The sequence below is a fragment of the Lysinibacillus sp. G1-3 genome (genome assembly GCF_056322905.1).
In genome coordinates this window covers 14,210-36,829 of record NZ_JBWHYQ010000022.1, presented here as the reverse complement: position 1 = coordinate 36,829, position 22,620 = coordinate 14,210, and the positions used below count along the sequence as shown (strand labels likewise).

The window sequence follows — 22,620 nt, the reverse complement described above, 5'->3', positions numbered from 1 at the left end:
CTGTGGTGAGTAAATGCACAAAACTGGACAATTGATGCGCCAAGCCGTCTACAATATTTATAAGTATCGCTTTGATTATATACAAGGTTTGGCAATGATTAAATTATTTCAGTTTTTATTAATTGTTCCAGTAACAGCTATCGTATTTAAGCTAATGCTACGAGTTACTGGGTACACGCAAATAACTGAGCAAAATATTCAAAGTTTTGTGGGGCATCCCTTTGTCATCTTGATGATCATTCTTTTGATAATGCTCATTTTGCTATTTATTTATTATGAAATGGGCTTTCTTTTTATAATGGCATTTCATCAACAAAAAGGTACTCGCTATCGATTTCTACACATATGGCAGCAACTCCATCGTAAGGCGCTTTCCTTTTTTAGTATTCAAGTCATTTTTTTTATAATGTATAGTGCACTTTTATTACCATTAGCTTCAATTATATTTCCACTAACAGTTACCCAAGCCATTTCTCTTCCGCATTTTTTGACAGATGAAATCATGAGCACTCGTTCTGGTCGTTTACTCTATGCGGCTATTACATTAGTTTTAGTTATAGTAGGGATACGTAGCATTTTGGCAATGCCGATTTTTACAATCCAACCAAAAATATCATTGCTTCGTTCATTCATACGAAGCTGGCGTTTTCCAAAGCGCGGCTTGTTGGGCCTACTTGGATTAATATTCATGATTATTATAATTCATTTACTTGTGATGCTTGGCATTACGCTAATAAGTACTTTTCCATTATATTTGTTGGAGCGTTTGATTCCGAGCACAGCACTTGTCACAGCAGCGATTACTCTTGCTTTTTTAGAAATGGTTTTTGGGGTGTTATTTAGTTTACTGCAAGCAATGATTTCACAAGTAATGGTGGCGATTACGTATAATACGCCTATTTTAGGCAGATCACGATTTACAACGAAATTTAGAAAAAGAAACTATAAGCCGTTAACTTTCATCATTTTGGTTGTTTTCATCGCATTAAGTGTGATGAATGGTATTTCATTAGAGAAAAGTGTCTATGCACCAGATACAAAAATTATTGCACATCGTGGTTACACGAAGGGGAATGTGGAAAATACGATTAGCGGCCTTGTTAGTGCAGCAAGTTCTGGTGCAGATTTAATCGAGATCGATATTCAACAAACCGTTGATGGACAATTCGTAGTATTTCATGATCAAACATTAAGAAGACTCACAGGTAAAAATGGTGTTATCGCCAATATGACGCTTGGTGAATTAAAGACGTTAACAATTCATGCTAATGGCTTTAACGACAAAATTTCATCATTAGATGATTTTATTGAAATAGCAAAAGCCCTAAATGTTTCCTTATTAATTGAACTAAAAGTACACGGTAAAGAAACGGAAGACGTATTGCCCAAATTAGTAAAAAAACTAAAAGCTTACAAGGTTCTTGACAAGTATTATGTGCAATCTTCAGACCCACAAATGATGTCACAAATAAAAAAATTGGCACCGAACTTACGCGTTGGAATTGTCTATGCATTAAATATAGGGCCTATGGATGAAACTGTTGATTTTATTTCACTAGAGGAAGCGTGGGTAACAGACCAGCTAATCTCAGAGATGAAGCAGCAAAAAATCGACTTGTTCGTATGGACATTGAATAATAATCGGTCATTACATGATTTTATTCGGAAAAATGTCAATGGAGTCATAACTGATCTCCCCGATATGGCTTTGGATATACGAACAAAGCAAAATGAACGTGAATACTTTTTACAGCGTATACTAAACCTACTTCAATTCATGTATTAAATCTGTATGGAATGCTTGTAATACTAGTTGCAATGAAATACCCGCGGGGGGAGGGGAAATACCCGCGGAAGGTAAGCGAATACCCGCGGGAGGAAGACGAATACCCGCGGAAGGAAGGCGAATACCCGCGGAAGGGGAGCAAATACCCGCGGAAGGAAGGCGAATACCCGCGGAAGGAAGGCGAATACCCGCGGAAGATAAGCGAATACCCGCGGAAGGCGAGCGAATACCCGCGGAAGGGGGAAATACCCGCGGAAGGGGAGCGAATACCCGCGGAAGGCGAGCGAATACCCGCGGAAGGAAGGCAAATACCCGCGGAAGGGGAGCGAATACCCGCGGAAGGAGGAAATACCCGCGGAAGGTAAGCGAATACCCGCGGAAGGAAGGCGAATACCCGCGGAAGGTAAGCGAATACCCGCGGAAGGAAGGCGAATACCCTCGGAAGGCGAGCAAATACCCGCGGAAGGAAGGCGAATACCCGCGGAAGGCGAGCAAATACCCGCGGAAGGTGACCGAACACCCACGCGAAGCAAGGAAATATCCGTAAATCAATACAAACAGTATAAGTAAAAGCCGCGATTCTTCGTTGTAAAAGAATCGCGGCTTTTTTGGGGAATGCTAAAAAAGTTGGCAATGCTGTAACCTTTTTCTTTTATAATCGACTACTTCTATGAATTCGTGAAATGAAGGAGATGCTTTTTTATGAAAATGACGAAAGTCGTACCATTTGCCATGTCAGCATTATTAATCGGGGGCGCTGTAGTAGCTCCAACCGCATCAGCAAACGAAGGAGAAACAGTTGTGACGAATGCTACTGATAATAAGGAGCAAAATCCAGAAGTTCAACCAACGTTTATTAAAATAGCTGGAACAATTGAGAATGTTGAAAAACGTGAGGATGCAACCTATTTCACTGTGAAAGAGAACGAAAATATAAATGTTTTTGTCGTAAATGACGAGACACTAGTTTTCGATAATACAGGTAAAGAAGTTAAACTACAAAAGGGTGATCAAGTAACAGCTTACACGTATGCAAATAAGCCGATGCTTATGATCTATCCACCACAATATAACCCAGAAGTAATTATTGTTGAAACAAAAGAAATGGGAATTGGTGAAGTAGACTTTTTCAATAAAGAATTAGTGAATACTGATAATACGTTAAAGCTAAATGTTGGGAAAGAAACGGAATTACTCAGCCTATCTGGTAAAAAAGTAAAAGCTAAAGATTTAGCAGAGCAACATTTACTAGTGTTCTACACAATTACAACAATGAGCATTCCAGCACAAACTCCACCTTCAAAAGTTGTCGTTTTAGATACGATTGCACAAGAACAAGGTGAAGTAGATCCGTCTAAAGCTGCTGTACAAGAAATTATTAACAATGACTTTTATGAGGTTGAAGGTACTAAGATGGTGCCATTACGTTTAATTGCCGAAGAGTTAGGCTTTAAAGTAGAATCTACAGGAAAAGGCGCTATTATCTCTAAAGGCGCAGTATCTTATACAATTACACGTGGTCAAAAAGAATATGGCTATAATAAAGCACTTCGTTATTTTAAAGTAGCACCAGCTTTATTAGAACCATCAAAAACATATGTACCAGTTGAATTTATTGAAGAATTAATGAAATAAAATAAAATGTAGTTTTACCCCCTTCATGGCATCGTTGCTATGGAGGGGGTTTTATCTTAACTTCGTATATGCTTTAGAAAGGGTGCAGCTCATATGAAGCTCTCAAGAAAGTATATAGCCGGAACGGAAATCAACCACACGCTATGATAATACGATATTCACCCCTCTTAATTCTCTTCAAATGGAAAATAAATTTATGTACAATTAGATAATTAAAGTCAAATTTTAAAGGAGCACTATATGAAGCAGGCATTAATTATCGTGGATATGCAGGAAGCTTTCTTTTTGGATAGTGAAAATTATTTATTTGATTATGAAAAAGTGTTAGATAATATTAATATGTTAATAACTTGGGCTCGTAATAGTGAGGTTCCTATTATTTTCATCCAACATACGGTTTCAAATAAGGACGACGATTTTGCATTTGGTAAGCCAGGTTGGGATCTATATCACGGGCTTCTGCGACAACCTGAAGATAAAGTGATTCAAAAAACAACTTGGATGCATTCTATCAAACGGAATTAGCGCAATATTTACAAGAACAACAAATTGAGCAGCTTATTTTCGCTGGTGCTCAAACAGAATTTTGCCTTGATACGACCATCCGAAATGCTTACAGCCATGGATACCATCATAATATTTTAGTTGAAGGTGCCCATACCACACTACATAGTCTTGTATTAAAGGCAGAGCAAATTATTAAGCACCACGAGTCTGTTTGGCACAATCGATTCGTAAAAATTCAGCCGACTACTTTTTATAAAACTAAGTAAAAGAGGTTTCAATAATGCTTATAAACAGTCAAAAATTTATTGTCAACGAACTTCATTATACAATTAGATCTGCTAATCTCGAAGATGCCCAAGCATTATCAGCTTTAAGGCTACAACTTGATGGAGAAACGGAAAACTTCGATAGAGAACAAGGGGAAGGATTTATCGATACGAATGGTTTTGAAGCGATTATTAAGGAAGACACAGAAAGTCCAAGAAATTTGTGTTTAGTGGCAGTAGTCGATAATCGCATTGTCGGATTCTCAAGATGTGCGGGATCACCATTTAAAAGAATTGCTCATAAAGTAGAATTTGGTGTAGGTGTATTGAAGGAGTTTTGGCGCTATGGAATAGGCAAAAATTTTTTAAATGCTTCGATAGAGTGGGCTGACGCTAATGACATTAAAAAGATGGCCTTGAATGTTGTAGAGACAAATGACAAAGCAATTTTGCTCTATAAAAAGCTTGGCTTTGAAGTTGAAGGCGTTTTAAAAAATGATAAACTCCTTTCAGATGGCAATTATTATAATACAATTGTCATGGGAAGAATTAAGCCATAATTTTAATATAAACTCAGCTAAGCAAATAGGTGCTTAGCTGTTTTTTTTACAACAAAAAACATTGCTATGGCAAGATGGAAGAAAGTTTCAATGAGAGAACTACAAATAGCTTATTTAGCATAAATAATACATAAAGAATAAAATATTATATATTTTTAGCTAAAAATAACTTGTATAGAAAAATGCCGTTATTTACAATAACTTTTACTGAATTTCCTGATTATAATTAAAGGGAACAAATTAAAAGGGGTTGATACTATGTCAGTAAAGGTTAATCCAAACGTTGAGCTAAGCCACCCATTATCACCATTATCTGAAGTAGAAATTGAAAAAGCTGTTCAAATAGTCAAGGAACAGCAACAGTTGTCTGAACATGTACGATTTATGTCGGTGATGTTACATGAACCTAAAAAATCAGAAGTACTAAATTACAAGCCATGTAATACTGTAGATCGCCAAGTATTTTTAGTGATTTTAGATGATAAAGAATTGAAAACATTTGAAGCAGTTGTAAATTTAACTTCAGAAAAAGTTGATTCCTACGAATATATTCCTGGCGTACAACCTAATGTAGCCTTAGAGGAATTTGAGCAATGTGAGGAATTAGTAAAGAGCCACCCTGATTTTGTAGCAGCTTTACAGAAACGTGGCATTGACAATCCTGATTTAATCATGGTGGATCCTTGGTCAGCAGGGAATTTTGGTATTCAGGAACATGAAGGTAAACGCTTACTTCGTGCGATTTGCTGGCAAAAAAAATCACTAGAAGATAACGGATATGCTTACCCTTTAACAGGTATTGTAACGTATGTAGACTTAAACAAAATGGAAGTTTACAAAGTAGAAGATCACGGGGTACGTCCAATCCCAACAACATCAGGTAATTACTATCCTGAAGTTGATGAATCAATAGTGTTTAGAAATGACTTAAAACCATTGGAAATCATTCAACCTGAAGGGCCAAGTTTTACAATTGAAGGTAATTTGATCAAATGGCAAAAGTGGAGTTTCCGCTATGGATTTACACCACGTGAGGGCCTTGTATTATACACAATTAATTATCATGACAAAGGCAAGGATCGTCCGGTTCTTTATCGTGCAGCATTATCAGAAATGGTTGTCCCTTATGGTGAACCAACATTTTCGCATAACACTCAAAATGCCTTTGATGCTGGCGAATATGGAATGGGTCAATTAGCCAATTCGTTAGAACTTGGTTGCGACTGCTTAGGTGAAATTCAATACTTTGATGGTGTTGTAGCTGATGTTAAAGGAAATGCGCGTACGATCAAAAATGCGATTTGCTTACACGAAGAAGATTACGGGATTGGTTGGAAACATACAGATTGGCGTACAGGCCATGTAGAAGTAAGGCGCTCACGTCGACTAGTAATTTCATTCTTCTGTACAGTTGGAAATTATGATTACGGCTTCTATTGGAGTTTCTACCAAGACGGTACGATTGAAGCTGAAGTCAAGCTAACTGGTATTTTAAGCACTGGTACATGTGAAGATGGCATCCAAACAAAATATGGATCTGAGATATCACCAGGATTAAACGCATCACATCATCAACACTTCTTTAATTTCCGACTTGATACGATGTTAGACGGTGAAAATAACTCAGTAGTTGAAACAGAAACAGTTTCAGAAACATTGGGAGAACACAATCCGAATAGTAATGGTTTCTATCCTCTTTCACGTATCTTTAAAACGGAGAAGGAAGCGTTACGTAATTTAGATTTAAAAACGCAGCGTACTTGGAAAATTATTAATAAAAACTCACTTAACCGAGTGAATCAACCCGTTGGATATAAAATTTTGCCTGGCGAAAATTGCTTCCCATTTGCTCATGAAGAATCAAGTGTTATGAAACGTGCTGGTTTCCTTAAGCACCATTTACACGTTACGCAATTTGATGAAAATGAAAAATATGCAACAGGTATGTATCCAAATCAACATGCAGGAGGAGATGGACTTCCAAAATACGTTGAGAAAAACCGTTCAATTGATGATGAAGATATCGTCGTGTGGTACACAATGGGCCATCATCATATCCCGCGCCCTGAAGATTGGCCTGTAATGCCAACTGCATACATCAATTTCCAATTGAAACCAGTTGGATTCTTTGATCGAAACCCAGCAATAGACGTTCCTAGACCAGACAAGAAGTGTCACACAACTTCGTCTTGTCATATACAATAAAACTCTTAAAGGAGTGTTTATATGCTACCATTCCTAAGCATGTTGGTGATTGTTACTTTTACGGTAATCACGAACCGTTTACTAAAACAGCGTTTTGCTAATCATGGCATGGCTAAGTGCTGTATAATGCTGATTTCTATGACAATGAGTACTGCTGTTGGGATGAATATGGCTACCTGGCTTCCTGATATGGTACTAGGTGCAATAACATCTATTATTATTTCTATTGCTTTAGGCTATTTATTGTCAACGGGCTTACCAATGCACCTATTCATGGAAAGTATAGGATCTAGTTTTATGGGAGCAATGATGGGTGTGATGCTAACATTAATGACTACCCAATATTCAACGTTAAGCATTATCTTTTTTACAATGATGTTTATAGTAAGTGCAATCATTTCTATCGGTGTATGGAATCGAGAAATGTTTCCTATCTTTATAAAAGCCATTCCAAAGCATATTTACATTGTGGCTGGTTTAATGATTTGTGTACTAGTAGTAAGTAGTTTTGAGATTCAAAAAGAGGTACCTGTAAAAGAAGAACAACAGCATCATAATCATCATTAAAGGGGTCGATAATTATGGTAAAGGTAAATGTTAAACCGAATATTGAAGAATCTGGCATTCAATTCAAAAAGAAATATGACAATTTTATCGGTGGTGAATGGGTAGCACCTGTAAATGGAGAGTATTTCGATAATAGTACGCCTATCACGAAAGAAGTATTTACACGTGTAGCTCGTTCAACAAAAGAAGATGTAGAGCTAGCATTAGATGCCGCTCATGAAGCCCAAAAAACCTGGGGGAAAACACCCGTAGCAGAACGGGCACGTATTTTACTAGCCATTGCTGATCGTATGGAAGAAAACCTTGAAAAAATTGCAAAGGTAGAAACTTGGGATAATGGGAAAGCGATTCGTGAAACTATGTATGCTGATATTCCATTGGCAATTGATAATTTCCGCTATTTTGCAAGTGCCATTCGCGCACAACAAGGTCAAGTGACACCTTTTGATGAGGATACAGTAGCTTATCATTACCAAGAACCTATTGGTGTAGTCGGCCAAATCATCCCATGGAACTTTCCTGTTTTAATGGCAGCTTGGAAATTAGCGCCAGCACTTGCTGCTGGAAATAGTGTTGTTTTAAAATTAGCAGAACAAACGCCGGTATCATTTTTATTCGTAGTTGAGCTTATTCAAGACCTATTACCAAAAGGTGTATTAAACGTCATTAATGGTTTTGGTGTAGAGGCAGGGAAAGAGTTAGCTTCAAGCCCACGTATTGCCAAAGTGGCCTTTACGGGTTCAACAGCTGTCGGTAAACTGATTATGAAATATGCATCTGAGAATCTAGTTCCTGTTACACTAGAGTTAGGTGGCAAATCTCCTAATATTTTCTTTGAAGATGTCATGGATGCTGATGACGGATATCTAGATAAGGCGATCGAAGGATTAGTTATGTTTGCTTTAAATCAAGGTGAAGTTTGCACTTGTCCATCTAGAGCCTTGATCCATGAGTCTATTTATGATCGTTTCATGGAAAAAGCTATTGAACGAGTAAAGCAAATTAAAGTTGGTGATCCATTCGATGTTGAAACAATGATGGGTGCACAGGCTTCAGAAGAACAACATAAAAAAATTCTTTCTTATTTTGAAATTGCTAAACAAGATGGTGCAGAATGTTTAATCGGTGGCGCCGAAAATCACCTTGATAATTTAGATGGTTATTTTATTCAACCAACTATTTTTAAAGGCAATAACAAAATGCGTATTTTCCAAGAGGAAATTTTCGGTCCTGTATTGGCAGTGACTACGTTTAAAACCTTCGAGGAAGCAATTGAAATTGCAAATGATACTATGTATGGATTAGGGGCAGCTGTATGGTCACGTAATACAAATGTTACCTATAAAGCAAGTCGAGAGATCCAAGCAGGACGTGTTTTTATAAATACCTATCATCAATACCCTGCGGGTGCAGCATTTGGCGGCTACAAAAAGTCAGGCTTCGGTCGAGAAAATCATTTAAAAGCTTTAGAATCGTATCAATCAACTAAATGTGTTTTAGCTAGTTACAATGAACAGGCGCAAGGATTCTTTTAATTTTACCTAAGAGTGAAGTGAGGGGGCGGCTTATTGAGTAGCTATTATCCAATCCAACCTGAATTGGTCCAAAAAACGTATTCTTATAGAGAACTGACTCCAAACAGCGAGTTAAACGAGGATATACTATTTTATTATGAGTTTGAACCAATAGGCATTAATAGTGATATTCATGTCATTCCTGATGCTTGCCAAGATTTAATGTTTTACATGGGCAAAGATCAAAAGGTTGTCTTAGGGAATACGCCGACTACACGTGAAATTTATTCATTTACCCCAAAAGGTAAATATTTTGGTGTTCGTCTAAATCCAAAACAAACAGTTATTCAATACAATTGCGCATTAAAACAAATTATTCAACAACCGTTTGTTAATGTTGAATTAGGCTGCACACTAGACTCAAAATTTATAAAAGCTGTTTTTGAAGCAGGAGATTTCGAACAAAGAGTGCAGATTTGTAATGAATATTTTTGTTCTCGAAAAATGGAAAAAAGCTTGGGTGATGAAATATTCGCTACTTGTTTTGATTCTATTATTGAAAATTATGGTCTGTTCATACCAGATGTAATTCAACATAAAACAGGTTATTCTGAGCGATATATCCGAGAACTTTTCTACAAAAAAACAGGTTTTGGACCGAAAAAATTAAGCAAATTCATTCGTATTCAACTCTTACTTCAACATTTTTCTTTTGAAGAGACACCTGTAAGCATTGACCAATATGGTTACTATGATCCTTCACATTATTACAAAGAATTTAAAAGCTTACTTGTCATAACACCTGCTGAATATATAAAAGAATTTTTAGGTTGGAAAAATATAAAACGAAAGTTTCTATCTTATTAGCCCCTCAGAGCTTTCACTCTGTCTTAAAAAAACATACTATATTAGTATGTTTTTTTAGTTCATGAGCAGAAATGGTTCTATGTTCTGTGGCAGTTGAATTTTCACCTCCAAAACACCCCTTATTCGGGTGATGAACAAAACAAATAACATTTCATAATATAGAAATAAGAAATATTTATCTTCATTCAGTCAAACACCTACTAAATGAAGATAAAGCCTCCGGCGGTTGTCATGGATTTTGAAAGGAATGAATTGTGCTGGCCATTTCAAAATCTGGACTCAATTACGCCAAGGTGAAATTGATAAGAAAAGGAGGATGTATTATTTCTATAGCTAGAACTGGTACCCTTCCTAGCGGAGAAATACAAGACGGCTTGGAAGATGTTGATGTTGTTTGGGACATTGATCGTTGGGAGAATGACGGCGGTAGAAGTCTTGGAACGAGTTCGAGGACGTGAAACATATTAAATGGAAAGGGAGACAAACTTGTCTCCCTCTAAATATTTATAAGGACAAGTTTCGAATGAAAATATTTCTATTGCCTTTCACAATCATATGTGGAGGGCTTTTTTTAGCTGGATTAAGTCCTTTCTATTTTTCATTTGGTTCATCTTTAGTTTTATATAATTAATAAACTTGTAAGGAATGAGTAAGAAAAAAGAGACAATCGATTCGTACAATTAAAGTACGAAATGAAAGGGGCTGATCCAAATGATACTAATTAGAGGAACCGATTTAATGGCAAAAAATTTTACTGAGGAAGATATTCCATTACTTAAACAAAGGTTACGTGAAAGTTGTGCTCAGAGTTGGAAATCGAAAGGATACAAATTAACTAGCATCGATACACTTACTAATGAAGTCGGCATATCAACCGAATTATTTTACAGGCTATATAAAACAAAAGAAGAGCTCTTTCTAGAAGTACTGTCAATGATTCAAAATCAATTGAAAGAACAATGGCATTTTATGATACAGACTAACTCGGGTATTGAAGGGTTTAAAAAAGCTATGAACTGGCTTTTTGAAGAGTATGTAAAGCATCCTACATTATATAATTTCAACAATCCAGATTATCATTTGTTTTTAAAAAAGCTACCTAAAGAAAAAATTGAACATCTAAGAGAAAATGATATGCAGTTTTTTGATGAAGTTTTAGAGCGTTCAAATTTAAAAATGAGAATACCAAAAGAAAAAGCATATGGAATCTTTAGTACATTATTATATACTGCAGCGATGAAAAAAGATTTAGTTTATAACAAATGCGAAATATTCAATTTTCTACTTGATAGTTCAATATATCAAATTTTTGCAAATTCGTTTTCTTTAGCAAACCAAAAATCCTACTAATGACCATTGTGTAAACTAACAGAAACAAACATTAAGATTGGGGGAATTTGCTTTGAGAGATTTAATAGTAGATATCTTGCAACAAAATAGTTCTATAGGAATATTCAGCTACATATCAATTGGGCTTGCACTGGTTGTGTTTATGATTGGGTTGTTTTGTATTTTAAAAAAGAAAAAATACGGTGTATATGTATTGGCTTCCAGTTTCTTGCTATTAGTAAATCCAGCTATTGATTTTTTATTCAATTTATTATAACGGAGGAAAACTAAAATGATTAAACAATTAGATGCTGCTTTGAGTAAGGTAAATAAGGGGTTTGGGGTAAATATGAAAATGCCAAAAGTAACAAAATCAAAACTGAAATATAGTAGGTATTTTACAACTGTCGTAGGAGTAGGAGGATTAACATTAGGAATTATTGGTCCTTCGAAATCGTTGTTAGTTCTCGGGACAATAGGTATTTTGAGTTCTATTGCAACAACCAATGAAATAAGAAAAATTTAGTATGCTGAACTGTGCTAGGTCAAGGGGAATAATAACCATGTATAAAGCGGCTTGAGCCAGGAAAATTTTAAAGGCTCAGGTCGTTTAATCGATTCTGCTAGCGTATTAATGGATATGATGTCAATCGCATAAAATGATTTTTTGACGTTAGTTTGAGAATACATTTTTAATAATTATATGAATAGGGAATTGAAACTTTTTCCATTGTTTAACGTATTATTTAAGAGAATTAGTGGGAGGTGAGAATTTGGAAGAAAAAGTACAGGGAAAACTAAAAAATGAGTTAATCGAATGGATAAAGGCGATTGCATTCGCTATATTGGTGGCGTTTGTCATCAAATCGTTTTTATTTACGCCAGTACTCGTAAAAGGTGCTTCAATGATGCCGACATTGGAAGACAAAGACCGTGTAATTGTTAATAAAATCGGTCCGAAATTTAAGTCGATTGATCGATTTGACGTTGTTGTTGTTGAACATGTTCTTCTTAATAAAAATGAAGAAAAAAATATTATTAAACGTATTATAGGTCTACCAGGAGATAAAATCGAGTATAAGGATGATCAATTATACATAAACGGTGAGAAGTTCAGTGAACCTTATTTAGACCAATTCAAGAAGGAATTAAAAGGTTCTAGATCACTCACTTATGATTTTACGCTAGATCACTCACTTATGATTTTACGCTAGACCAACTTTTAGGTGAAACTACGGTACCTGAAGGACATTACTTTGTATTAGGTGATAATCGTCCTGTAAGTAATGATAGTAGAAATCCTGAGGTAGGATTCATCCCTAAAGATAAAATAATGGGTACAACAAGTATCGTCTGTTGGCCAATGGAGCATATTGACTTGAATTTTAACTGAACCTAGGAGTTGGTTGAAAAAAACAAACTTACTGCAGCAATAATTCTGTGGTAGAACGAGTAGGTAAATTGAAGATTAGTTAACCTGAATATTCAGTGGCAAACCTCCATTTTTAAGTTGTAAATGGAGGTTTACCATTTGAATAAACAGGGGATATTACCTTTTGATTATACGGTTTTATTTAAATGCTTTAAGTAATTTTTTCCACTGTTTAAAATAATCTTTTTTAGGCGTTCGATACCATTTTTCTATCTTATTTTTTTTGAGATGATATTCACCGCCTTCTAGGATATACATATAATCTTTATGTTCAAAAATAAAAATTTGCCAACCTTGTTCCAAATCCCGAAAAGGATGTTTAATAGTTCCGGATGGTATATCCCGTTTACACCATTCTTTTAGGTAGGTTTCAGCATGGTCCAAATATGGAAACGAACCTAATTTTTCATTTCTGCTCGCACTATAAAAATATATATGTTTACCAAAGCCTTTAGACAAACGTTTCTTAGTGATAAGGATTTCGAAGTCATATACAATAGGAAACTTTTCGAAGTTCAATTCTTTTAAATTAATTGTATTATTTGTACAAATATTTGTTAGTTTTTCATTATTGTTAATATGTATTTTTGTATCAATCTCTTTAAAATAGAATTCACCACTTTTTGTACCTATTACCTTAATATCCTTTCCTTTATATTGCTTAACTAATTTATTCCACTCTTTGAAATATCCCTCTTTAGGCGTTCGATACCAGGTGTGAATCGTATTAATTTTCTTTTTAAATTCATTACCTTGTAAAATATAAATATACCCTTTATATTCAAAAATAATAATTTGCCAACCTTTCCTCATATCATAAAACGGATCGTCAATAGTTCCAGTTGGTATAGTACTACTACTCCAGTCTTTTAAGAAGGCTTCAGCACAATGCCACCGAGGAAATGTAGTTAACTGTTCATTTCTGCTTGCGCTATATAATGAAATTAGTTTCCCTCTACCTTTGTAATCTTTATTATTAATTAGTACTTCAAAGTCATTTACAACAGGGAACTTTTCTAAATGTAACTCCTTTAAATTTGTTAAAGTTACATCTGATAATCTTTTATGATCGTTTATATGTATATCTTTCTTTTTTAATTTGAATTTACCACTTTTTGTACCAATTACCTTCATAAACATTCCTCCTAAATTCCTTGAAACCTATTGTTATTATATTAACCTTGTCAGTAGTTGAACAACAAGGATATTTCCTTTTTTAGATATATTATCTTAAATTCCTGTTATTACTAAAAAAGAAGAGGTGAAATTGAAATTTCGAAATTAAAGCATAATGAAGATTTTAAGGAAGATTACCGAATTCACTGCCAACATAAGAAACATTTAACTCAATTCATATTGGAATAATGAACATGTAACAATACTGTAAATGTCAAAATCACAATGTACATTTTTGCTAGTCTAAGCATGTACTCTTTCGCTGATTAACTACTTTTCTATACAAGTGCTTGAATAATACAACTTGACAAGGAGCCTCTACTCGCATGATTCGATAGCCTAGAACCCGGCTATATCAAGGTCTGGCTATCCGCTCAAGGCTATCATGCTCGCCACTCCCTGTAAAGTTGTAATATACAAAGGAAATCAAAAATGTACTTGGTTAAACAAGCAATTTTGTACATATTTATTTCAACGTTTATAAATACAACACAAATTAACAAAAGTCGGTTTAATAAGCGTGACAAGTACCCACAAACTGTAGGTAGCAGACCGGGTTTTAAAAAACTGGCTTGAATGGTAGTGAGGAGGATAAGTAATGACTCATTTTGAATACATGGAACAACACGGTCAAATGACTATATATGATTTTCTTGCGGACCAGGAATCGGACAATGATCTGTTAGCGGACCTAAAAGCTTACAAACTAATAAAGCTGTTGAAAAGAAGAAAACGATATGGCATCGCATATGAAGGTATATTGTGCGGAGGTAAGAAAGGGGTTAAACCTCAAATCATTGTTTAATGACTTTTAGGATAACCCCGAATTTTTACTGGTTAGTGTAGTGGAAGATAGTCATGGCTGTTTATCGTTACTTTAGAAGCTGATATAAGAATTTCTTTATTTGCTTCAAAATATGGGTTTAAAATTTTGTGAAATGTTTCCCATTTTGCTTCGATTTTTTCTTGTTCTTCTTTTTCATTAAGAGCGAAGATTTCTTCATAAAGCTGTTTTAATTTCTTACTATCTGTTTCACTAACTTCGAATTCAAATTCAGCCATGTATTCTTCAAATGTTTGAGGTTTTATGGACTGATGATTAAGGATTTCATAAAATTCTTCCCAAAGCTTATCATTCAGTTCGTCATCTCCCTCTTCTAATGCTTTTTGAGAATCTTCATAAATAGTTTTTAGTTTGGCTAAAGTTTCAACAGGGATATTTAATTTAGTGTCTCCCATATAGTCATCCAAATATTCTTCAAATGTTGGAGGTGCATATAGCGCAACTAGATATGGTTCAAGGATTTTATCAAACTCTTCATATTTTTTGTTAGCTTTTTCCTCATCACCACTTTTTTCAAGCTTTATCCATTCTTTATAAATAGCTTTAAGTTGTACGTTATCGGTTTCTTTAATAATTATATTTTTCTCATTAAATCCGTAATTCGCCATATACTCTTCAAATGATAGAGGTTGCCAATTAGCTAATGTATACGGCTTTGTGATTTTATGTATTTCTTCGTAAATTTTTTCTAGTTCCTCATGTTTCTTTTCTATCTCTTCATCTGTTAAGTTTATCTCTTTTGAAAATTCTTTTTGCAGCTGTTTCATTTCATTGAACAATTTTTCTAATATTGTTAAATCTTCTTTTGTCATCTCCTTAGGAAAGTCTTTTTTAAATACTTCAAACGTGAAGAAGTCTGAAAAACTCTCTACAGTGTTACCTTCTACAGAGATTTCCTGTCCTTCTACTAGTTTCATTTTTCTTATTTGTTCATCAGAAAATTTGTGGAAACTTATAAAGTAATTTTGACCATCTCTTCCTTTGATGTTCATTCCATCATCATAGATATGTTTAATGGTTCCTGTAATTTTTTGTTCAAGTTGAACAGTAATACTACTATTATCTGTTGTTTTTACTGACGCAGCCCCAGCTTGAAGTGGTGTCAGAACAGCTATTCCAATAGTAAGTGCTGAAGCAATCATCAAAGTTTTTTTAATCGGTTTTTTCATATGTATTTCTCCTTCTATTTAAAAAATAGGTATTACCAATAATTAGACGAATTACCATATATAAAAGTTCATTGATTTATAAAATTTATAATGAAGAATAGGTGAGAAGACCATCCTTGATGAAGCGACACTTAAAAGTTAGACATAGTTATTTCATTAGGCAGCGGTTTGGGCATGAGTTCGATATTGGATACAATTGCGGCACAGTTCACAATGAGTGGTTATTGTCATTTGCTAAATCAACATCTGTGGAAAACAGACACACAAAATGTAAAACGTTAAATAAATCTTAGATGATTTGTTCTGGGAGAAGTAAAACTGTGTCAACTTATAGAGCAGGGATTGTTTAGAAAGTGTCTCTTCATTGAAAAGAAAGGGCATAGCAAATTGAACTTTCAATATGCTATGCCATTTAAATTATCTAATTCAAAACTATATTTCCAGACTTCGTTACAATTTGTATCTTATGATCACCATTACCTGAAATACCTTGTAACCCCTTTTTTGTCTTTGAACTGCTGTTTAAAGCTAAGTCAATTGATTGTCTACCGCTGTTTGTATTGATATCTAATTGTAAATTAGGCTGTTCTTCATCAAAATCCACGGATACTTTACCACTTGTGGTTGTTATCTTTACATCATTGTTCAATTCTATAAAATGGAGTTTAACATTACCGCTGCTTGAGCGTATTTCAATGTTATTTTGAATTAATTCCTTTCCGGTAACATTTCCAGAAGATCCATCAAGAATTAATTTACCTTTGAATTGCTTAGGTACTTTAACTTCTAAAGACGGTTTTTTACTAAGATTAAATAATCGTGTAATATCAGTATCCAATTTAATCGATAGCTGTTTTGAAGATTTTTCTACTATTGCACCCGGTCCGTCATCATTAACCGTTAAATTTGCTTCTATTTCATTTGTTTCACTTGGAGAAAATACAACATCAGTACTTGCAAAATTTATCATAATCTCCTCAATATTTTCTACAGATTCTTTATTGACGACGACGTTTTCCTCCCTTGACGAACATCCTGCAAGCATAATTAGTACTATAAATAAACGAATGGTTGTTTGTTTAATCATTTTCCGCCCTCCTTAAACTTGATTATATTAAATGACGTAAGGTCAGTTTCAAATTTTATCCAACAGGATGTTTAAATTCCTTGAAAGTGACCTTGCGTCATCTTTTATACTGTTAGTAGAGCTTTTGCTTTAAACTAACTTAAAAGGAGAATCCTGTTATGAAGAAAGACGATATTATTATTTATGCTTGCGTTATTATTGGAGCAGGAGTCGGTTTATTGAGTGATAATGCTTTTCCGGGGGTACTAATTGGCTTAGGAATTGGTTATCTGTTAAAAACTATGTTTTTTAAAATAAATGAATAAGAAAGTAGGGGTATTAACTTGTTTCATATTAACGAATTTAAAAAACTGAGTGGTGTATCAGTTAGAACCTTTAGATATTATGACAAAATTGGACTTCTGAAACCTGTCTCAAAAACAGAAGGAGGTCATCGATTATACTCATACACTGAGTTAAAGAAACTTCAGCAAATACAATTCTTAAAAACTATAGGATTTCAATTAAGTGAGATCAAAATGATGCTAGAGTCCGAAGAATGGGATTGGTCGAACAGTCTAATGAAACAACTATCTTATGTTATTAGTGAACAGGACCGTCTTTCAAAGATAAAAACTAGTTTAAGGGAACTCATAAACGGTATAGCGATTGATGGAGAAGAATTTAGGATTAAAAAAATTATGGATTTATATAATAATCAGGATTCTAAAGAAGTATTAAAAAATAATCGAGATACATTAAATTTTAAAAACATGGAAGCACTAGAAAAACTTCCAAAAATGGGTAGTAGCGATCCAGACTCTTTAGAGTGGATTGCTTTAGTAGGGCAATTAAAAAAACATATGCACCTTGGTTATAGTAATACACGAATACAAAATATAATTAAGAGAATGGAAGTGAAAAAAGGTGAAGACTTTAATGACGAAGATGCTTTTTTAGATAAGCTTTGGGACATTAGAAAGTCACCTGAGGAATCCGAAAAATATAATTTATATCCAATGGATCAGGAAATCCTTAACTTTATGGAAAAGGCTTATATATATTATCTCGGACATAAATCATAGTTTTTTGAAATGTGGAGGGGAAAGATGGGAACAGATATATTAATTTATTTGGGTGGCTTAGCTCTTTTAGATACATTAAGCCCTACAATTATTGGTGTTACTTTATTTCTCGTTTTAACAGACAAAAAAAATTTAACATCAAGATTATTTGCATATCTATTTACGGTTGCACTACTCTATTTTTCATTAGGTATCATCATGATGTTAGGCTTAAATTTTATTATAGAAACATTTTCTAACATTTTTCAAAATAAAATAGTTAGCTGGGTCATCTTTATAGTAGGGGTGATATTATTTACTGCTAGCTTTTTTATCCCTGCGAATAAAAAAAGTAATATTCCAAAGCCTAAAACTCAAAGTATATTCTCAATTATTATTATTGGTATTACGACTTTTATGATAGAGGCAGGCATGGCTTTACCGTATTTTGCTGCTATTGGCTTACTAACGACAACGAATATGCCTTTTTATCAGTGGCTTCCAATTATAGCGGTATACAATATTATTATGGTTTTACCAGCTCTGTTACTATTTTTAGGATATAAATTGTTTGGAAAGTGGATAAACCCTACCTTAGTAAATCTTCGGAATAAAATATCAAGTAGTTCAAGTTCTACCTTATCCTGGATGATGTGTATAGTTGGGGTAATATTAATATTTTACACTAAAGATTATCTATAATGAATGAAACGGGTTTTAACACCGTTAATCACTTTGTAGAATTTAAAATGGTAGGGGGGAGGTATTCGTCATGAGTGATAAATGGTTAGAATGGGCAAAGAAGATCCAATCAATTTCCCAAGCAGGATTAACTTTTTCAAAAGATGTCTACGATATTGAACGATATGAACAATTAAGAAGTTTAAGTGCCGAGATTATGAGAGAATACACCGGGTTAGAAATGAAAAAAATCAGGGATTTATTTACGAATGAAACGGGTTATCAAACACCTAAAGTGGATGTTCGAGGAGTAGTCTTTCAGAACAATAAAATACTAATGGTCAGAGAAAAAAATGATGATAAATGGTCTTTGCCAGGTGGTTTCTGTGATATAGGTTTGTCGCCTAGTGAAAACATTGTCAAAGAAATTAAAGAAGAAGCGGGTTACGATGTAGTCCCTACGAAATTACTTGCTTTATTGGATATGAATAAGCACCCGCATCCACCTCAACCTTATCATTATTATAAATTATTTGTTCAATGTGAGATTATTGGCGGGCATGCAAGAAATGGTTTGGAAACAAAAGGAGTAAAATTTTATCATGAAGATCATTTACCGAAGCTTTCTTTAGGGAGGAATACAAATACACAAATTAACATGCTTTTTGAATTTTTAAGGGACCCTTCTAAAGATACAATATTTGATTAATAGTGATAAGTTAATGGAAGCGCTGAATTTACTATGATAAACAATCGGCAATATTTCTTTATAATGATAAAAGTCCAATTTCTTAATGATAATGTATAAGAAATTGGACTTTTACGTTTATAAAAAATTAATCATTTAATCCTTTACCTTCGAGAATGTGCTGCGTGTATTTTTCGATTCTTGATAATCTAGTTTTGGATTGTTTAGGTTGAGAAAAATGTAAAATATATGCTCTTTGTCGCCCTGGTGTTAAGCTTTCAAACGCCGTTTTTAAGGCAGGCATTTCATTAAATTTATTGTCAAGTTCTTCAGGAATGATGTATTCCTTATGCTCTTTCATCGGCACTTTTAAACCTGCTTTTTCAACTTCAATGGCTTCAAGTATATAATCTTTTATAATGGTTTCCATTCCAACTATTTCTTGAGCGCTAGTGAAACGAATTTGGCGCGCGGCCTGTACATTTTCCGTTTGCTGAATTAAAATCCCATGGGAATCCTTTAACAAGGCACCTTTGTGAAAAAGAAGCGCACAATAATCTTTAAATCCATGGATTAACACGACATTTTTGTTCTCAAGCGTGTAACAAGGATGCATCCATTTAAATTCTTCGGTCAGCTCACAGTCAAGAACGATATTTCTCAACACCGAATATTCTTCCTGCCACTTTTTAGCTTTGTTTAAAAATTCATCAACCTTCGGATTCATTTTGTTATTTGTCATCCAAGAAAACCCCTCTACTATCAGTAATTAATCGTTTAATCGATTTATCATAAAACAATATTTAGTGTGATGTCTAGCTAAAAATAGTGAGCTACGAATAGGGGGCTACTAAAATAATGCACTAAATAGATAAAATAGTTTCATGAGGGCATACGGATGGAAAATAAAAAGGATTGGGGCATTAACCCCAATCCTGCTCATTTACATATATTTTTTGTACAGCACGCTCGCTGAATATTATTTGCTCTAATGTAGCGCAGCAATAACCGTAATATACAAGTTACAAAATGGAGCTTGTTATCTAAAAACGTTGATATACCAACGTTTTGCGTTTAACTTATACGCCTATCACTTTACATTCGGATAAATCATTGTCGCAGGGTCTACATATTCATCGAACTGCTCGTCTGTTAGTAACCCTGATGCAATTGCTGCTGCTTTTAATGTTGTGCCTTCTTTATGGGCTTTCTTCGCGATTTTAGCCGCATTTTCATAACCGATGTAAGGGTTTAAGGCAGTTACAAGCATTAATGAGTTTTGTAAGTTATGGTCAAGCACTTCTTTATTTGGCTCAATTCCAACAGCGCAATGATCATTAAATGATTTCATTGTGTCTGCTAGTAGGCGAGTCGATTGTAAGAAGTTATAAATAATTACTGGCTTGAAGACATTTAGCTCGAAATTACCTTGGGAAGCGGCAAAGGCAATTGTTGCATCATTGCCAACGACTTGTGTAACAACCATTGTCATTGCTTCACTTTGTGTTGGGTTTACTTTACCAGGCATAATGGAAGAGCCTGGCTCGTTTTCTGGAATCGTAATTTCACCGATACCTGAACGAGGACCACTTGCTAACCAGCGAACATCATTGGCAATTTTCATCAAGTCAGCTGCAAGTGCCTTCAATGCGCCATGTGCGACAACGGCTTCATCATGACTTGTTAGTGCATGGAATTTGTTTGCGGCTGAAGTGAAATGCTTATCAGTGATGTCACTAATTTCAGCTGCTACACGCTCACCAAATTCAGGGTGTGCGTTAATACCAGTACCAACTGCTGTTCCACCAATCGCTAGTTCCTTCATATATTCAATATTTTGGACGATCATATGCTCAGACTTAGCAAGCATTGCTGCCCAGCCACTAATTTCTTGACCTAAAGTAAGCGGTGTTGCGTCTTGTAAATGAGTACGACCAATTTTAATAATGTCTTTGAATTTCTCTGCTTTGTCATCAAGTGTTGCTTTTAGTAAACGTAGACGTGGTAGTAAATAATCTTCTACCTTTAGCACTGCTGCAATATGCAAAGCTGTTGGGAAAGTATCGTTAGAGCTTTGAGATTTGTTGACATCATCATTAGGATGAATACGATCAGCTTCACCGGCATTTTGTAAAATTTGGTTTGCTCGGTGCGCAATTACTTCGTTTACGTTCATATTAGACTGAGTACCACTACCAGTCTGCCAAACTACAAGAGGGAATTGATCGTCCCATTGACCATTTAAAATTTCGTCAGCTGCTTGCACAATCGCATTTGCTTTAATATCTGAAAGTTTACCTAGTTTATTATTGGCGATTGCAGCACTTTTCTTTAAAATGGCCATTGCTTGAATTAGCTCAATTGGCATTTTTTCTGTACCGATTTGGAAATTTTCTTTACTGCGCTGTGTTTGAGCACCCCAAATTTTATCTGCAGGTACTTTAATTTCACCCATAGTGTCTTTTTCAATACGATAATCCATGTAAAACAGCTCCTTTATTTATGTAAATCTGTCCATTAATAATAATTAATTATGCATTGGCATAATTGTTTCCGATTCGGCTTTGTGCTTGCACAAAGGAGTTGAAAAACGGATATTCTTAGTCTGATGTAAGAATATCCGTTTGATACATGCTTATTTCAAAAAAATAGGGGGGATTCTGAATTAAGCATTTCGGAGAAAAGAAATAATCTACCGATAATGATAATCGTTATCAATTGAAAAGTCAAATATTTAGTTTTGAAATAATTATTCTCATTGAGAACAATTTGCAATGGGAGTTTTGTAGAGTACGATTCCTGCTTTTAAAAAGTTAAAACGCTACCATGAAACGATAGCGTCAGCACAATAAAAGGGAAGAGCTATCTCTTTTTCTTCCCAATTTCTTTTAATGGTTGTTTTTTAGGTACTTTTTCAAAAATGATACTTACGTGATAGTTGTGATCGTCCATCTGAGTAATCTGAACAATTTTTGCTTTACGTCCTTTAATTTTAATGTTTTCTTCGACAATAGGAAGACTTACTAGTAGTTGGCTTAAAACGGACGTCTTGTTTTCGTAAAAATGAGTTACATACATATTTTCTTCTCCTTATAACATGTTATTTAACGAAAAAAACGTGAGCTGTACCTTCCATTTAAACATGACATTAATTGTACTTATAGAATGAAGAGGGGGAGATTTTTTTCGGAGATATTTGCAAGGTAGAAGGTTTTACACAATGTATGAGAAGAGCTTAAAATATAGAACATTTCAAAATGGTAG

General features: G+C 34.5%; 22 protein-coding genes and 2 pseudogenes. 18 read left to right on the top strand and 6 right to left on the bottom strand.

All coding sequences use genetic code 11. From position 1 onward, the window contains the following. Positions 1–13 precede the first annotated feature (13 nt). From ACVYAD_RS20810 to lepB, 13 genes and pseudogenes are all read left to right on the top strand, one after another. Entirely contained in the window at positions 14–1,786 is a 1,773-nt protein-coding gene (locus tag ACVYAD_RS20810) for a glycerophosphoryl diester phosphodiesterase membrane domain-containing protein (RefSeq protein WP_476427808.1), read from the top strand. An 11-nt stretch (positions 1,787–1,797) separates the two neighbouring features. Then, positions 1,798–2,151, top strand: a complete 354-nt coding sequence (locus ACVYAD_RS20805; RefSeq protein WP_476427806.1) for a hypothetical protein — start codon at positions 1,798–1,800, stop codon at positions 2,149–2,151. Positions 2,152–2,488: 337 nt separating this feature from the next. After that, positions 2,489–3,421, top strand: a complete 933-nt coding sequence (locus ACVYAD_RS20800) for a stalk domain-containing protein (protein ID WP_476427804.1) — start codon at positions 2,489–2,491, stop codon at positions 3,419–3,421. 240 nt (positions 3,422–3,661) lie between these two features. Beyond that, a pseudogene (locus tag ACVYAD_RS20795) lies at positions 3,662–4,029 on the top strand (isochorismatase family protein); the annotation flags it as partial. Between the two features lie 179 nt (positions 4,030–4,208). Beyond that, complete coding sequence (locus ACVYAD_RS20790; RefSeq protein WP_476427802.1) at positions 4,209–4,754, top strand: N-acetyltransferase family protein; 546 nt, start codon at positions 4,209–4,211, stop codon at positions 4,752–4,754. Between the two features lie 258 nt (positions 4,755–5,012). Further along, entirely contained in the window at positions 5,013–6,959 is a 1,947-nt protein-coding gene (locus tag ACVYAD_RS20785; RefSeq protein ID WP_476427800.1) for a primary-amine oxidase, read from the top strand. A 21-nt stretch (positions 6,960–6,980) separates the two neighbouring features. Then, positions 6,981–7,526 carry a hypothetical protein gene (locus ACVYAD_RS20780; protein ID WP_349658532.1) on the top strand — a complete coding sequence of 182 codons (546 nt, stop codon included), beginning with the start codon at positions 6,981–6,983 and terminating at the stop codon, positions 7,524–7,526. Positions 7,527–7,540: 14 nt separating this feature from the next. Next, positions 7,541–9,061 carry an aldehyde dehydrogenase family protein gene (locus ACVYAD_RS20775; protein WP_476427798.1) on the top strand — a complete coding sequence of 507 codons (1,521 nt, stop codon included), beginning with the start codon at positions 7,541–7,543 and terminating at the stop codon, positions 9,059–9,061. 33 nt (positions 9,062–9,094) lie between these two features. Then, positions 9,095–9,907: a DUF6597 domain-containing transcriptional factor gene (locus tag ACVYAD_RS20770; RefSeq protein ID WP_476427796.1), complete on the top strand. Its 813-nt coding sequence runs from the start codon at positions 9,095–9,097 to the stop codon at positions 9,905–9,907. 711 nt (positions 9,908–10,618) lie between these two features. Further along, a complete protein-coding gene (locus tag ACVYAD_RS20765) occupies positions 10,619–11,257 on the top strand; it encodes a TetR/AcrR family transcriptional regulator (protein ID WP_349658529.1) in 639 nt (212 codons plus the stop codon). Positions 11,258–11,309: 52 nt separating this feature from the next. Continuing rightward, a complete protein-coding gene (locus tag ACVYAD_RS20760) occupies positions 11,310–11,513 on the top strand; it encodes a hypothetical protein (protein WP_476427794.1) in 204 nt (67 codons plus the stop codon). 15 nt (positions 11,514–11,528) lie between these two features. Next, positions 11,529–11,762, top strand: coding sequence for a hypothetical protein (locus ACVYAD_RS20755; RefSeq protein WP_349658527.1), 234 nt, complete (start codon positions 11,529–11,531; stop codon positions 11,760–11,762). A 247-nt stretch (positions 11,763–12,009) separates the two neighbouring features. Next, positions 12,010–12,629 (top strand): annotated as a pseudogene (gene lepB / locus ACVYAD_RS20750) (signal peptidase I). A gap of 177 nt (positions 12,630–12,806) precedes the next feature. On the opposite strand, the gene ACVYAD_RS20745 reads toward lepB, so the two are convergent. After that, entirely contained in the window at positions 12,807–13,802 is a 996-nt protein-coding gene (locus tag ACVYAD_RS20745) for a hypothetical protein (protein ID WP_349658525.1), read from the bottom strand. Between the two features lie 640 nt (positions 13,803–14,442). On the opposite strand from ACVYAD_RS20745, the gene ACVYAD_RS20740 reads away from it, so the two are divergent. After that, complete coding sequence (locus ACVYAD_RS20740) at positions 14,443–14,649, top strand: hypothetical protein (RefSeq protein WP_349658524.1); 207 nt, start codon at positions 14,443–14,445, stop codon at positions 14,647–14,649. A 32-nt stretch (positions 14,650–14,681) separates the two neighbouring features. Here the strand turns inward: ACVYAD_RS20740 and ACVYAD_RS20735 are convergent, their stop codons facing one another. Together ACVYAD_RS20735 and ACVYAD_RS20730 are read right to left on the bottom strand one after the other, a co-directional pair. Next, entirely contained in the window at positions 14,682–15,857 is a 1,176-nt protein-coding gene (locus ACVYAD_RS20735; RefSeq protein WP_476427791.1) for a hypothetical protein, read from the bottom strand. A gap of 421 nt (positions 15,858–16,278) precedes the next feature. Next, on the bottom strand, positions 16,279–16,944 hold the full coding sequence (locus ACVYAD_RS20730) for a DUF4097 family beta strand repeat-containing protein (RefSeq protein WP_476427789.1): 666 nt from the start codon (positions 16,942–16,944) through the stop codon (positions 16,279–16,281). Positions 16,945–17,102: 158 nt separating this feature from the next. Between ACVYAD_RS20730 and ACVYAD_RS20725 the strand changes: the two genes are divergently transcribed. The 4 genes from ACVYAD_RS20725 to ACVYAD_RS20710 all read left to right on the top strand — a co-directional run bounded on the left by ACVYAD_RS20725 (position 17,103) and on the right by ACVYAD_RS20710 (position 19,377). Continuing rightward, the gene (locus ACVYAD_RS20725; RefSeq protein WP_476427787.1) at positions 17,103–17,249 is read left to right on the top strand and encodes a hypothetical protein; all 147 of its coding nucleotides are present in this window, start codon (positions 17,103–17,105) and stop codon (positions 17,247–17,249) included. An 18-nt stretch (positions 17,250–17,267) separates the two neighbouring features. Further along, positions 17,268–18,008 (top strand): MerR family transcriptional regulator, encoded by a 741-nt coding sequence (locus ACVYAD_RS20720; protein ID WP_476427785.1) that lies wholly within the window; start codon positions 17,268–17,270, stop codon positions 18,006–18,008. A 24-nt stretch (positions 18,009–18,032) separates the two neighbouring features. Then, positions 18,033–18,689, top strand: coding sequence for a GAP family protein (locus ACVYAD_RS20715; protein ID WP_476427783.1), 657 nt, complete (start codon positions 18,033–18,035; stop codon positions 18,687–18,689). A 70-nt stretch (positions 18,690–18,759) separates the two neighbouring features. Continuing rightward, the gene (locus ACVYAD_RS20710) at positions 18,760–19,377 is read left to right on the top strand and encodes an NUDIX hydrolase (RefSeq protein WP_349658518.1); all 618 of its coding nucleotides are present in this window, start codon (positions 18,760–18,762) and stop codon (positions 19,375–19,377) included. A gap of 127 nt (positions 19,378–19,504) precedes the next feature. Here ACVYAD_RS20710 and ACVYAD_RS20705 read toward each other — a convergent pair whose 3' ends face one another. The 3 genes from ACVYAD_RS20705 to ACVYAD_RS20695 form a co-directional block, all read right to left on the bottom strand. Then, entirely contained in the window at positions 19,505–20,098 is a 594-nt protein-coding gene (locus tag ACVYAD_RS20705; protein ID WP_476427780.1) for a YdeI/OmpD-associated family protein, read from the bottom strand. Between the two features lie 348 nt (positions 20,099–20,446). After that, positions 20,447–21,838 (bottom strand): class II fumarate hydratase, encoded by a 1,392-nt coding sequence (gene fumC / locus ACVYAD_RS20700; RefSeq protein ID WP_476427778.1) that lies wholly within the window; start codon positions 21,836–21,838, stop codon positions 20,447–20,449. A 380-nt stretch (positions 21,839–22,218) separates the two neighbouring features. Beyond that, positions 22,219–22,434 (bottom strand): hypothetical protein, encoded by a 216-nt coding sequence (locus ACVYAD_RS20695; protein WP_349658515.1) that lies wholly within the window; start codon positions 22,432–22,434, stop codon positions 22,219–22,221. Positions 22,435–22,620 lie beyond the last annotated feature (186 nt).